This is a genomic window from Alistipes sp. (genome assembly GCF_048465575.1).
GTDB lineage: Bacteria > Bacteroidota > Bacteroidia > Bacteroidales > Rikenellaceae > Alistipes.
On sequence record NZ_DBFWLG010000035.1, the window covers coordinates 60859 to 74625 of the forward strand.

Below are 13767 nucleotides of genomic sequence, written 5' to 3' on the forward strand. Positions count from 1 at the left end.
AATAAGGTCCAACGGGACCTTATTCAATTTACATCTCCGATCTATCTATCTTGAACCGTATCGAAATCGTATTCTTCGAGTCCGGTCCGATTTCGAATATAAAATCCCCAGGCTCCCAAACATATTCCAACTGTTCGTTATAGAACTTCATGTCTTCGGTCGTAATTGAAAATTCAACCTCTTGGCTTTCTCCCGGGGACAAATCCGTTTTCCGGAAAGCCTTCAATTCCTTCTTCGGACGGGAAACACTCGCTACAGGATCACCGATGTAAAGTTGAACGGTTTCCGTAGTCCGAAAATTACCTTTGTTGGTCAACCTTGCCCTTACCGTCAGACATTCGGAACGCGGTTGCCGGTCAATCCGTATATTCGAATATTCCACTTGGCTGTAACTCAATCCGTAACCGAACGGATAGAGAGGCTCGTTCAGACAATCTATGTATCCAGCCGTATACTTCCCGTAAGGCACATAAGGGCGGCCTGTCGGCTTCGTGCTGTAATAGATCGGAATCTGCCCGACATTCGCGGGAAACGACATGGCCAGTTTCCCCGACGGATTGTACGCCCCGAAAAGAATATCGGCAATGGCATTTCCGCCCTGCACGCCGGGAGCCCATGCTTCAAGGATCGCCTTGCAGTTCTCGTTCTCCCATTCAAGGGTCATCGGACGTCCGTTGACGAGCACGAGAACCACCTCTTTGCCGGCATCGACCAAAGCTTCCAGCAACCGTCTCTGCGTTTTCTGAAGCCCAATGTCCGTCATACTTGCCGATTCGCCGGACATCCCGCTGGTCTCTCCCATCACCGCCACCACGACATCCGCATCCCGGGCGGCGGTCAGCGCCTCCGACAAAAGGTCGTCCGGATTTCCATGCCTCCGGACATCGTAACGGATCACACGCGAAAGATTCGGATTGTCAGTCACAATGGCTCCGGGAGCATATCGCAGGTTCCGGGTATACCGGGTCATCCCATCCTTAACCGTAACCACCTCGTCCGCATCGCCCGCGAGAACCCACGTTCCGAACAGATCGTATTTACTGTCGGCAAATGGACCGACCAAAGCAACCTTCGCATCTTTTCTGAGCGGCAGCATACCACCTTCGTTTTTCAGCAGCACAGCCGAAGCCCGGGCAGCTTCCAGCGCCAGCCGGGCCGTCTGTTCCCGTTCCGCAGTCCGTCCCCTCAGCCGGACAAACGGATCGGCGAACAGCCCGAGCCGATATTTCGCCTCCAACACACGCCGGCATGCCCGGTCGATCTCCTGCAAAGAAACATCCCCGGATTCGACAGTCGCTTCCAAATGCTTGTAAAGCCCCTCCGAAACCATGTCCATATCCAGTCCGGCCGCGAGCGCACGAGCCGCCACCTGCCGAAGATTTCCCAATCCGTGATTGGACAACTCACCCACCGATGTATAATCGCTCACGACCAATCCGCCGAACCCCCACTGGGTCCGTAAAAGATCCGTCAGCAACCATTTATTGGCCGTGGCGGGAACGCCGTTAATATCGTTGAACGAGGTCATCACACTGCCTGCGCCCGCATCGACAGCCGCCCTATACGGAGGCAGGTACACCTGATACATCCGGTTCAGGCTCATATCCACGGCATCGTAGTCCCGGCCGCCTTCCCCCGCACCATACAACCCGAAATGCTTGACGCAGGCCATCACGGCATCCGAACGGGTCAGGTCGTCGGTCTGATACCCCCTCACCATGGCTGCCGCTATGCAGGAGCCCAAATACGGGTCCTCGCCCGAGCTCTCGGCCACACGTCCCCAGCGGGGATCGCGGACAATGTCGACCATGGGGGAGAACACCCAGTCGATGCCCTCCGAAGAAGCCTCTTCGGCCGCTGTCCGAGCCGTGCGTTCCACCAATTCCATATCCCAGGAGCAGGCCAGCCCGAGCGGTATCGGAAATATCGTCCGATGACCGTGAATCACATCCTGTCCGAAAAGCAGGGGAATCCCCAACCGTGAATTTCGCAGCGCATATGTCTGCACGTCGATCCGTTCTTTCAGCGACCCTACATTAAACAATCCCCCGACTACTCCGCGGGCAATCTTTTCACTTACCCCAGTACTCTTCGCGGCACCTGTCTGCAAGCTTCCGTCCCACGTAAGCAGGTTTGTCTGTCCGACCTTCTCCTCGAGCGTCATTTCAGCCATCAGGCTATCGATAAACCGATCCATCTCCGGCTTTCCGGAACCGGCAGACGCTGTACCCGATATCGAAATAGTGAGCAGGACGATTAACAGAAAATTGATCTTCATCTCAGAAACCGTTTATTTTTCAATAGAATAATTTGATAACGAGCGACCTCCCAACCACCGGAAGAACGATCATTCCCTTTTTTACCCGCGCTTTCATTTTCGCATTAGACCACGGGGCATAAAATTCAACTTTCGCATAATTAGCACCAGGAATCAAATCATCCACACAAACGCGGACATTCCGCACGACTTCCGGCATTTTTCCGTCGGCCAGTTCCCGCTGCCAGTTATCGACCCGGTTACGACACCATATCAACGTCTGCGTCCGGCCCTTCAAACCGTAAAACCGCAAATCTCCGGCGTCATAAACGAAATTTGTAAAACATTCGGATTGCAAGTCAATCCCTTTGGTGGCACGTGCAAAACGCTTAAAATGGCACCACAACCCGTTCCGCCGGATATAATGGTCCCAATGCCACATCGATCCCGATCCCGCCGCACCACAAAAGAACGGAGCGAACACCATATCATGCAGAAGCATCCCGACAGTATCCCGAAGATACAATCTGGATGGTCCTGAATGGTTAGGTTCTACGGCTCCGATCTCGTTGATTACCACCGGACGATCCAGCACATATTCCCGAGCGAAATCGACTGCCGAACGCACGAGATCATCGATATCACCCTTCACTTCATCGTAGGTCCGGTCGGCCCGGTCGAGATAGCGGTGAACGGCGACGAATTTATTGGATTCTATGTCGAAAAGTTTCCGATACGATCTTTCGGCCCCTTCGGTATCAAGACTGCCCAGCGTCTGCATCACGAGATGGTTCGGAAAAAGAGCCTGAATACGTGGCAGCATCTCCTCCGTAAAACCGAGCCATCCGGCATCCTTCCAGGCCGCCGCATCCATCTCGTTCCAAAGCTCCCAGGCATAAATATCGGGATTGTCCGCATATCTGTCCGCCAGTGCTTTCGCCCGGTTGTAATAAGATTGCCGGCCGCGCCGGGTAGTCACATACTCGTCGATACCGCCGAACGAAGTTGACAGCGCCGTACTGGTCGCCCATCCGTCGCGGCGGGTGCGCTCAGGCGAAATGAACCGGATATGCTGCAAGGTAAATTTCACCCGGATCTCATATTTCGCAGCCAGCTCCAGAAAACGGTCTATCCGCCGGAAACGCGCCGAATCATATACTCCTTCAGCTTCGTGTTCGATTTCCAAAAAATCACCGCTGATCCATACCCGAATCGCATTTATGCCGTTCCGGGCAAAATTCCGGAAATACTCCTCGATTTCCGCAAACTCTGGTTCATCATCATCGTCCCCATTTCCGTCCGCAGGCAAGTAATTGATCGAAACGGGCAGCCATCCCCGACCGTCGAGTTCGAAATAACCGGGACAATTTTTACCGGCAGTCACATACCCGGGTGTCTTCCCCGCCGCACACGAAGCGGAGCAGAGCAGAAAAAGCAGATTGTAAAGAAACAGTCTCACAGCGGTCTATTTTACCTGAACGGTCACGGCGCTTTCGATCTCGCCCGCAGAAGCACCGCAATATAAAACATATTTATCGGACTCCACCTTCCATCCGCCCGTTTTTTCGTCGTAATATGCGAATACGGCCACCGGCAGTTCGAACGTCACCTCTCGGGTTTCCCCGACCTGAAGCAAGACCTTTTCAAAGGCTTTCAGTTCTTTCACGGGACGGATGACCGACGGACGTGACTGGCCCACATAGATTTGGATCGTTTCGGCACCTTCCCTTCCGCCGCTGTTGGTCAGCGTCACGGAAAGCATTACGGTATCCTGTTTTCCATATGCCTTCTTGTCAGCGGAAAGTCTGCCGTACGTAAAAGTCGTATACGATAACCCGTAACCGAACGGGAACCGGGGCCGAATCTTCTTCGTGTCGTGCCAGCGGTAACCGACCAAAATGTCCTCCAAATAGATCTGCTCGCCGTCGACCCCGGGATAAGATCGCTTGCCGAAAGCATGTGCCCCGTTATCTGCAAGTTTTTCAGGGATAGTGAACGGCAATCTTCCGGACGGATTCACGTCGCCGGCGATTACCTCGGCGAGAGCCTCTCCGGCCTCGGACCCCAGATACCACGCCTGCATCACACCCTTCACCTTATCCAGCCACGGCATGGCAACCGCATTGCCGCCAATCAGCACTACCCCGACATTTTCATTTACTGCCGTAATCGCGTCGAGCAGTTCGTTCTGTCCGAACGGCAGGTCGTACGAAAGCCGGTCCCCGGCTTCACAGTCCTGCTGATGGTTCTTGTTTAGACCACCGATGAAGAGTACGGCCTCTGCAACGCGCGCCATCTCCACCGCCACGCGCCGAAGCGAATCGGCATCATAGGGAGACTCCGCAACCTTCGCATAAACCGACGGGCCCGAACCGTAGCCCATCGTATAGGCGATCCGCTCGTCCCCATATTTCCGCAGGAGCCCCCCGAGCGGAGAGATTTCGCGCCGAGCTTTAAGTTCCGACGATCCCCCGCCGAGCGTAAGTTGTCTGACTGCGTTTTCGCCTATTACCAGGATTTTCCGGTAGCGGTTCTTTTCCACAGGGAAAAATCCGCCGTCATTTTTAAGCAGCACGATCCCTTCCTCCGCGATCCGGCGGGCGACGGCAGCGTGTTCCAGCGTGGCGAGCGATCCCAATGGCCGGGAGAGATTCAGTTTCGTGCGGAAAATCAGCGTCAACAGCCTGCGCACCTTGTCATCAATCACCGATTCCGGAATTTCACCGCTGCGCACCAGTTCCAGAAGTGGTCCGGCCATGTAATAATTGTCGAACGTTGTTTTACCGTAGGATTCGAGCCCGTCCGTCCATGTTCCCATCTCAAGGTCGAGGCCACAGAGTGCCGCTTCCCGGGTATTGTGCACCCCACCCCAGTCCGAAACCACGACCCCGTCGAATTTCCACTCTTCGCGGAGTATCCGGTTCAGCAAAAAATCATTGTGGCAACCGTGCTGCCCCCGGATACGGTTGTATGACCCCATGATGCACCACACACCTCCGTCCTGCACACTGGCCTTGAAGGCAGGCAGGTAGATTTCATGCAACGCCCTATCGCTCAGGTTCACGTTCACCCAATGACGCCAGGTCTCCTGATTGTTCAGGGCAAAATGTTTGACGCACGCGGCCACGCCATTGCTCTGAAGCCCCCGGATATAGGGTACCGCCATTCGGGATGCCAACAGAGGATCTTCACCCATATATTCGAAATTACGCCCGTTCAACGGAGTCCTGTAAATATTCACCCCGGGTCCCAACAGCACATCCTTGTTTCGGTAGCGGGCTTCCTCGCCCACAGCAACCCCGTAAGCGTGCGCCAGTTCCGGGTTGAACGTCGCCGCAAGGCATGTCAGAGCAGGAAAGGCCGTGCAGGAGTCACTGCTCCATCCGGCATAATCGAAATCGTTCCAGTTTATCTCGGCCCGAACACCGTGAGGACCGTCACTCATCCAGAGTTCGGGAATACCCAAGCGAGGGACTCCCGAAGAACTGAAAATGGACTGCGCATGGACCATTGAGATCTTTTCTTCCAAAGTCATCTGTTCCAAAATGGCTTCCACGCGCTGCGCTGTGTGTCGAACGTCATCCGGCTTCTGCGGAACTGCCGAAGCCGCCCCAATTGTCAACAGACCGGCCAATAATCCAACTGTTTTTTTCATATCAGTCCCATTTTATCACCATCGTCATCTCCGGACCGATCACGACCTCCGTCTTCTTCACCCCATTTACTCCGTCGGGAAAAATCACCTCGGGCCGGAGTGCGTCATCTGGCACATTCAGCCGAATACGCTGCTCGTTGGCACCTTTGTTAATGATCACCGTCACATACGCACCGTCACTGGCGAGCGTTTGCATGATAACCCCAGGATAATGCTCCTTAAACGAGAATGCGGATTTCGCCATCTCCTCCGCAAGTTCTTTGCGCAGGAAATTCGCCAGCGGGGCCTTATTCTGTGTCCGGATGGCTCCGAGTCCCACCAACGACGGAATCCAGACCACGCTGCCGCGTCCATAGATATTACGGACGGCCGAGACACAACGTCCGGTGCCATAGAAGGGGGTTGCCGTGTGTACATCGATATAACCGGTCCACAAATGCACGGGCATATCGTCCGGCACATTCCCGACCTCGTCCCCGGTCCGGCAATCAACCTCCCGGAGTTCACCTCCGAATACATCGGCCAGCGGAAATCCGGTATTGTGCAGGCTTTGCATTTTCTCGTCGTAAAAACCTGTCAAGCCTTCGACCAACAACTTGCCTCCCCGCTCCACGAACCCCCGTATGTCGTCCCAACGGTAGGAGGGAATCGCCACCTGATTGGCAAATACGATACACTCTCCCGAATAATCCGGTCTGGACCAGTCGTACTCATTGATCTCACCGATATTGGACTTCACTCCGTTCTCCGCAAACAACTCGTAAAAAGCCACCACCGATTTCATCACTCCGCCCTGGTTGCGACCTTCGTAGTTCGGATCGTTTTTGTTCACCCCCTGCGCCTTGGTTTCCACCCACAACGACTCACGGTTGTAAAGGATCGTTACAGGCGATCCAATGACCCCGGCATTCTTGAAAAACCGGCTATTCCGCTCCAGGCATGCCGCGACATTGCGCACGGCATCGAGCCGGCAGGTATTGTTACCCTGAAAATCGATCAGTGCCCACTCTCCGGCCTCCTCGCCCACTGAGCGCGGATTCAACGACCAGAAAATAATCCCCTGCGCTCCGGTCCCAAGCCCGGTCCAGAGCCACTGTGTTATCTCATCGCCCGTAGGACAAAAAGCCTTGTCTCCACTGTAAGTATTGTTGCCGCCCTGCATTTCGGTGATCAGGAACGGGAGATCGCCCGCTCCCGAACGGATGATCTCGCAATTAGCGGCCAATGCGACGGCATACCGGGAGCGTTGGAAATAATTGAAATGCCAGCTCGGATGCGCCGAGGTACCCAAAGAGGTCAGGAACTTCCTCCAAGCCGGGAAATCGTATTCAGCAACATTTTCGAACAATTGGTGATTGTTCACATGAACTTCGCTGTGTGGATCACATTCACGCACGCGTGCTGCCAACCACCGGAGATACCACGTATTGTAAACGGTCACGAATTTCTGCCGGTCGAAATTTACCAGTCTTCTGTAATTGGTACCGTAAGAACTTTCGGGCAAGGTATCGCGCCATTGTTCATACAACTTGTCCGACAAAGCGCTCTCCGGTATCCAGCCCCCGGTCCCGGGTTCGTTGATCAACACCCAACCGTACAGTGAGCCGAACTTGCTGAAATGTCCTACGGTATGCGAAATATAGTTCGCAATACGGGCCAGATGAACCTCGTCGGCAGGCAGTTTGAACCCGCCCAGCGAAGCCGCATTGTGTTTGTCGAGCGGAAAAAGGGTCGCAAATATCCGGATACCGTACTTCTCAGCCGCCGCGAATGCCTTGTCGAAAAGCGAGAAATCCCACGTACCGGACTCCGTATCGTGCATATACTCTTCGAACATCCGTATCCGGCACACCTTCATACCATTGTTATTCAGTATCCGAAACCACCCCTCTATCTCCTCGTCGGACTGCCCCGGTTCAATAATCACCTGTCCGCCCAATAGAGGAACATCCTGTCGGGCCCCGGCCGTCCGAGGAAGCACAAAAAAAACTGCAAAACAAAGGGATCTGAACAAATTTTTCATCATAAAACTATTAACATTCATCCGGTCACTCCCCTTTCAAGGTGAAACCGTACTTATAAACCTTATTCGCCAGCACATATTCCTTATGCACACGGGGCGACCAACTGTCGTCTCCGCCCAGGCCCATCTGTGCCAGATCCAGATGCAGGCAGGTCTTGACACCCCGTTTCAACTCATGCTTCTCCCTCGAATCGAACAACTCCTGATCGTCGTAATCCTGCACGTTGAAATCGAGCAAATTTCCGTCACCGGACACAGCCAATACTCTTCCCCGGGACGATTTCAATCTCAGCCATCGAACATCGGTCTTGTTTCCGTTCTCCTGGGGCATCACGTAATCGAAATGCTGATCGGCCACCCGTCCGGAATAAATCCCGACAAAAGCGGCCTCCTTGCGGTCCGCATAACTTTCGTAAGGCCCGCGGCCGAACCACTCCACTTCATCGTAATGAGCCGGTAACGCCAAAGTCATTCCGATACGGGCGGGCGGAGGCAGCCGGTCGTCGATCTCAAAGGTATTCTCCACCATAATCCGACCATCGGCACATACCGAATAAACGGCCTCATGCAAGATATATCCCTCTTTGCAAACAAGACGGTTGAGCACATAAACGTCCATCTGAGAGGAAGACACCTCAACGGTCCTCAGGGATACGGGCTCAATCTTATAATCGAAATACCCGGCTTTCTTCCACCGTGCGTAATAGGAGCCATCGCCTCCTCCGCAATCGTTATCGGTCGGCACTCGTCCGAAACAGGGACGTAACGGTTCCGTCAGCATCTCCCGACCATTATAGATCAAACTCCCGACCACGTGCTCGGTAGCATCGAAACCAATACTGAAATCCGCTCCGGAAACAACAAGTCCTTTTTGCCCCTCCGACACCTGCAGCGTATGCCCGGAATCGTCCGGAACGATCCACCTTTCCTCGGGAAGAAAATCAAACGCGATCTGCTCGGAAGCAATCTCATAATCCGCAGGGAGAGCCGCATCGGCCGCCTTGGTGCGAAAACTGAAATTGAAATGGTATTCATTTTCCCGCCTGATAAGTCCACGGTCGAAACCGATGCGGACAAGTTCTGCGGAACGAGAGGCGATGTTCAGCCGGTCCAACACCCCGGAAACGACCTCGGAGCCATTCTCAAGAATCGACCAATGGAGAGCGACCCCCTCCGACGAAATGAAATAATTGTCGTTCATAACCGTGAACATCCCGCAATGAACATCGACCTCCTTGACATTGAAATTCTGAAAAACTTTTTTTACCTCGTGGATCTCGGGCTGCGGAGTCCGGTCGGGGTTGACCAGGCCGTCGTCAGCATTGGCTCCGTCGCTGTAATTGACGACATTCCAATACTCCCTGCCGGTCTCGTCTTTCGAGCGCAGGCCCTGATCGACCCAATCCCAGATAAAGCCGCCCTGCATCCGCTCGTCAGTATAGAATAAATCCCAGTACTTTCGGAAATTACCGACCCCGTTGCCCATTGCATGCGCATATTCGCAAATGATCATCGGGCGCATCCGATCCCCGTTGTAAAGCCATTCCAACCGGTCAAAATCGGGATACATCGTGCTGATGATGTCATAACGGGTCATCGCCTGGGCATAAGCCGGATTCTGCGACTCGTAGTGAATGGGCCGACGCTGAGGGTCCGTCTCCCTGACAGCCGCATACGCCGCATCGAAATTGGGCCCAACACCCGATTCATTGCCGAGCGACCAAAAGATAATCGAGGCATGGTTCTTGTCACGCTCAACCATGTCTTTATTTCGTTCTACGATCGCCGTTTTCCACTCGGGACATTCCCCGACATAATACTCTTTTTCCCATAGCCCATGGCTCTCGATGTTCGCTTCATCCATGACATAGAGACCGTAACGATCGCACAGAGCATAGAATGCAGGATGGTTTGGGTAATGCGAAGTCCGAACGGCGTTGATATTGTGCCGCTTCATCAACAGAATATCCTGCAGCATAAACTCCGGAGTCACGTACCGTCCCGTATAAGGATCGAACTCATGTCGGTTCACACCTTTTATCTTCACGGGCTGCCCGTTGACGAGCAGCAAACCGTCCCGGATCTCCACGCGTCGGAATCCGACCGGCTGTGACAAAGCATGCAAAACACGGCCTTTTGCATCCAGCAGTTCAACGACGGCGGAATACAGGACTGGAGTTTCGGCGCTCCATTTCACCGGATCGGCCACTCTGCGGGACATCCCGACTGCAGTTTCCCTGCCGGCAGGAACGTGTACCCGGGCCGATTCGCAGACAAATACCATATTTCCCGAAGGGTCTCTGAAAGTCACCCGGACCCGGCAGTCCGATCGTTCCGCACCGCTGTTGCGCAGATCGAAATTCATCTTCATTTCCGCATCGTGCATGTCGCCATCGACTTCGGCGTACAATTCAAAATCGCGCACATGTGTTTTCGGAAGCGCATAAAGAGATACGTCACGATAAATGCCGCTGAAACGCCAGAAATCCTGATCCTCGAGATACGAACCGTCCGACCAGTTGAGAACCTGGACCGCCAGTTCGTTCGTTTCCCCGGAAAGATACGGCGTGATATTAAACTCCGCAGGCAGCATCCCGTCTTCGTGATACCCTACCCGACAACCGTTTACCCAAAGATACATGGCCGACTGCACACCTTCGAAACGAATGAAAATTTCGAGGTCTTCCCAACCGACAGGGACCGTAAAACTCCGCTTGTAAAGTCCGACCGGATTATAGTCCGAAGGGACATGCGGCGGATCGGGGTCGAACGGATATTTGATGTTCGTGAACACCGGAGGATCGTACGCCCCCTGCAACTGCCAGTTTCCCGGCACGCTTATCACGTCCCACCCGGAATATTCTTTCCCAAGCTCATAAAAACCATCGGGAACCGCCGAAAGAGAAGAACAGTATTTGAAACTCCACGTTCCGTTCAGCGATCGCACCCGGGAAGACGTTTTCCCGGCGGCTGCCTCCGCAGCATCCCGGTACGGTACACAGTAGGCATGTGCCGGCTCCGTATTGATCCGGTTGACGGACGGGTCCTCCCAGGGTTCCGCGGCGAAAACTGCTCCGAACATCCCAACTACCGATATCCAGGTCGTAACTATTCCGTATAGTCTCATTGCAAAAACATTCATGATTAAAAAATCAAGATCCGATATCTTCCCGGCACACGGTACGGAATGCCGAACTGCATTCCGTACCATGCGCATCGGGACAGCTATTGCCGGACCTGATAAACCCGCACGTAGTCAACCTCCAGCGTCACCGGATTGTTGATCACGTTGACCTTCGATCCCGACTGGATCACGAAACGATGCGCGGTCTGGGGAATCCGTCTGACATCGGTGAGCTCCCACACCTTTACGTTGTCGACATAAAGGTAGAGGTGATCGGGGAACCAGTCGACCCGAAACGTATGCCATTGGGTCCGGTCCAGTCCGGTATGCGTATACTGTACGTGGACATCCTTGTTCGGGTCCATGAAATCGGGATGGTGGATGAACGTATTGAGAACGGACGACTGAGGCGAAAGTATCTCGTAAAAATCCATCTCGCCATCCTGCGGCCACCGTTCGCTCGCAGGCCACGTAAGAATCACACCGCCGACATAACCATCGGGATCGAGCATGCTCTTGGCCCGGAATTCGATCCGCCCATACGTGAAGGGAGTCTTGTGTTTCATGCCGCCCGTAACCACCCGAGGGTATTTCGGGTCCATGTAGCATGTCAGATTCAAAATGCCGTATTTCACCGAGAATGCCTCGGGTTTCAACACACCGATGTTGGAATGTCCGTATTCCTCATCATAGATCGACCAGACATTCGTATTGACATCAGCCTCTTCAAACTCCTCGCTGAAGAGCAGTTCCCATTCGTAGTAGAGGTCCGAATCCTTGAGCAGCGCTATGGGATCGATGCGAATCTCCACCTTGGACAGCGACTCCTCGACGACGTATTTCGACGGATTGGACAAGACAAGCACAAGCGAATAAATCTTTCCCGCATGGTCTTCCCGAAGGAAATCGAGATTGAGATCGAGATTGAATTCACAGGTCCTCACACCTTCGGAAGAGTTGATGACATCCGGAAGCACATAGCCCTCCTCGGGAAGTTTTTCCGTTCCTTCGATCGTTTCGTCGAGCACCTCCAGCTTCACGGAATAAGCCTCCAGCTTATCCAGACCGGCGCGGTGGATCGAAAGCGGAACACTTATTACATCGGCCCCATCTTCATATTTGTAATTGTCAGGCACCGCATATGGTGAATCGAAGGCAGCCTGCGTCAGATAGATAAACGGAGCTTCTTTCTGATCGTCCGAATCGTTATCGCTGCATCCGGTGGTCACGCCGCCTGCCAGCAGGGCTACAAGCGAAAAGAACAGTTTGATAATTTTCATAACCGGTATCAATTAAAGTCCCTCCATTGAGAGGAGTTCCGACGTTTTGATATGAACTTTCGTTGTCGTATACTTGTCGTTGAACTGCCATTTGGTCAAGTTCGAAATGATAACTGGCAGCGAATAATCCGTACTGCGGTTCTTTAGCAGGAAATGCAAATCGACTTCGAGACAGAAATAATTTTCCCGCTTGCCTTTGGCAACACTGATCTTCGAGGGCATATCGTAAGCACTTTCCGGCAGCAGCGTCGTTCCGTCGACCGGAGCGCCTCCCGCCGAAATGTCGACCGAAAAACCGCCCAACTCCCCGACACCGGATTGATACACGCCGAGAAAAATGTTGACCTTGTTGTTGGCTTTGTCGATTTCATAATTTTTATTGTCTTTCGACTGGGTCCCATTGACCACATAAGTTTGCCCCCATGTCGACTGCGGCATGTACACCCTGGGGGAGACGTCGATCTCACGCTCGTTTTCGCAAGAACCCAGGAAAAAGGCCGCCAGCGGCAGAAACACAGCATATAATAGCTTTTTCATATTCATCCCTTTATCAGTTTACCAACCTGCATTCTGTTCCATCGTACCCATCGACCGGACGATCTCCTCCTGAGGAATGGGATAAAGATACATTTTCGGGGCCTCGAACTTACGGCGGCTCGCCTCGAACGATACATACTCATACGGTCGGGCCGCATCCTCCGTTCTGGTCACCTTCACACCGAATACGGGCCGGTTCAGCACCTCCGCTGCAATTTTCCAGCGACACAAATCCCAATATCGATGGCCTTCGAAAGCCAGTTCGACCCGTCGTTCATTCCGAATCCGATCCCTCATTTCATCCTGCCCGGGCGCCTCTGCAGCGGTGATTTCAGGCATTTTTACGCTCTCACTACCGCGGACCATGTTGACGGCTTCGCGGGCCGTGAGCGTCAGCCCGTACTCCGCAGGCCCGAGATCATCCGGTCCGAAAGCCTCATTCATCGCCTCAGCATAGCTAAGCAAAACCTCGGCATAACGGAAAACCGGCCAGGAGAAGTTCTTCTTTTCATCATTGACCAGATTGAGGTTGTCATTGAGGAACTTTTTGAGGTAATACCCTGTCCGCGACGTTTTGGGATTGTCCGGATCGTCGGCACCTCCCGACCATATTTCCAGCGTTCGGCCGTTCCACGAACTGCCGTTGATAGCCACATTGGCCGTGAAACGAGGATCGACGCCCGCATAAGGGTCGTTCGCATCGACAGTCTTGTGCTCATGGGCCAGGAACAGATCGTGTGTCGGGCAAACTCCGGTATTTCCGCCGGCTGTACCGTAAATATCCGTTCTAATGCATCTTGTGCAAGGATCATCGGGTCTTTATCTTTGTGTACCGATTGGATGATCTATAAAACGGTCGGCAATTGATTATGGACAATAAGAAATACGACC

The 13767-nt window shown here is 53.5% G+C and carries 8 protein-coding genes; all 8 read right to left on the reverse strand.

The genetic code is table 11. The features are described 5' to 3' along the window. Positions 1 to 28: 28 nt before the first annotated feature. The 8 genes from bglX to ACMQ11_RS09405 all read right to left on the reverse strand — a co-directional run bounded on the left by bglX (position 29) and on the right by ACMQ11_RS09405 (position 13668). Positions 29 to 2278, reverse strand: a complete 2250-nt coding sequence (gene bglX / locus ACMQ11_RS09370; RefSeq protein ID WP_418992505.1) for a beta-glucosidase BglX — start codon at positions 2276 to 2278, stop codon at positions 29 to 31. A 19-nt stretch (positions 2279 to 2297) separates the two neighbouring features. Continuing rightward, positions 2298 to 3716, reverse strand: coding sequence for a hypothetical protein (locus tag ACMQ11_RS09375; RefSeq protein WP_418992506.1), 1419 nt, complete (start codon positions 3714 to 3716; stop codon positions 2298 to 2300). 6 nt (positions 3717 to 3722) lie between these two features. Beyond that, positions 3723 to 5912, reverse strand: a complete 2190-nt coding sequence (locus ACMQ11_RS09380) for a beta-glucosidase family protein (protein ID WP_418992507.1) — start codon at positions 5910 to 5912, stop codon at positions 3723 to 3725. Between the two features lies 1 nt (position 5913). Beyond that, a complete protein-coding gene (locus ACMQ11_RS09385; protein ID WP_418992508.1) occupies positions 5914 to 7935 on the reverse strand; it encodes a beta-galactosidase in 2022 nt (673 codons plus the stop codon). A 25-nt stretch (positions 7936 to 7960) separates the two neighbouring features. Continuing rightward, positions 7961 to 11017, reverse strand: a complete 3057-nt coding sequence (locus ACMQ11_RS09390; RefSeq protein ID WP_418992509.1) for a glycoside hydrolase family 2 TIM barrel-domain containing protein — start codon at positions 11015 to 11017, stop codon at positions 7961 to 7963. A gap of 143 nt (positions 11018 to 11160) precedes the next feature. Further along, positions 11161 to 12339, reverse strand: coding sequence for a glycoside hydrolase family 16 protein (locus ACMQ11_RS09395; protein ID WP_418992510.1), 1179 nt, complete (start codon positions 12337 to 12339; stop codon positions 11161 to 11163). A 12-nt stretch (positions 12340 to 12351) separates the two neighbouring features. Continuing rightward, positions 12352 to 12876 carry a hypothetical protein gene (locus ACMQ11_RS09400; protein ID WP_418992511.1) on the reverse strand — a complete coding sequence of 175 codons (525 nt, stop codon included), beginning with the start codon at positions 12874 to 12876 and terminating at the stop codon, positions 12352 to 12354. A gap of 18 nt (positions 12877 to 12894) precedes the next feature. Then, positions 12895 to 13668, reverse strand: a complete 774-nt coding sequence (locus ACMQ11_RS09405; protein WP_418992512.1) for a RagB/SusD family nutrient uptake outer membrane protein — start codon at positions 13666 to 13668, stop codon at positions 12895 to 12897. Positions 13669 to 13767: the final 99 nt, after the last annotated feature.

Coding starts and splice junctions, on each gene's coding strand:
- ACMQ11_RS09390 (WP_418992509.1), bottom strand. CDS start 11,017: ATGTTCGGAGCAGTTTTCGCCGCGGAACCCTGGGAGGACCCGTCCGTC.
- ACMQ11_RS09400 (WP_418992511.1), bottom strand. CDS start 12,876: ATGAAAAAGCTATTATATGCTGTGTTTCTGCCGCTGGCGGCCTTTTTC.
- bglX (WP_418992505.1), bottom strand. CDS start 2,278: ATGAAGATCAATTTTCTGTTAATCGTCCTGCTCACTATTTCGATATCG.
- ACMQ11_RS09385 (WP_418992508.1), bottom strand. CDS start 7,935: ATGAAAAATTTGTTCAGATCCCTTTGTTTTGCAGTTTTTTTTGTGCTT.
- ACMQ11_RS09380 (WP_418992507.1), bottom strand. CDS start 5,912: ATGAAAAAAACAGTTGGATTATTGGCCGGTCTGTTGACAATTGGGGCG.
- ACMQ11_RS09395 (WP_418992510.1), bottom strand. CDS start 12,339: ATGAAAATTATCAAACTGTTCTTTTCGCTTGTAGCCCTGCTGGCAGGC.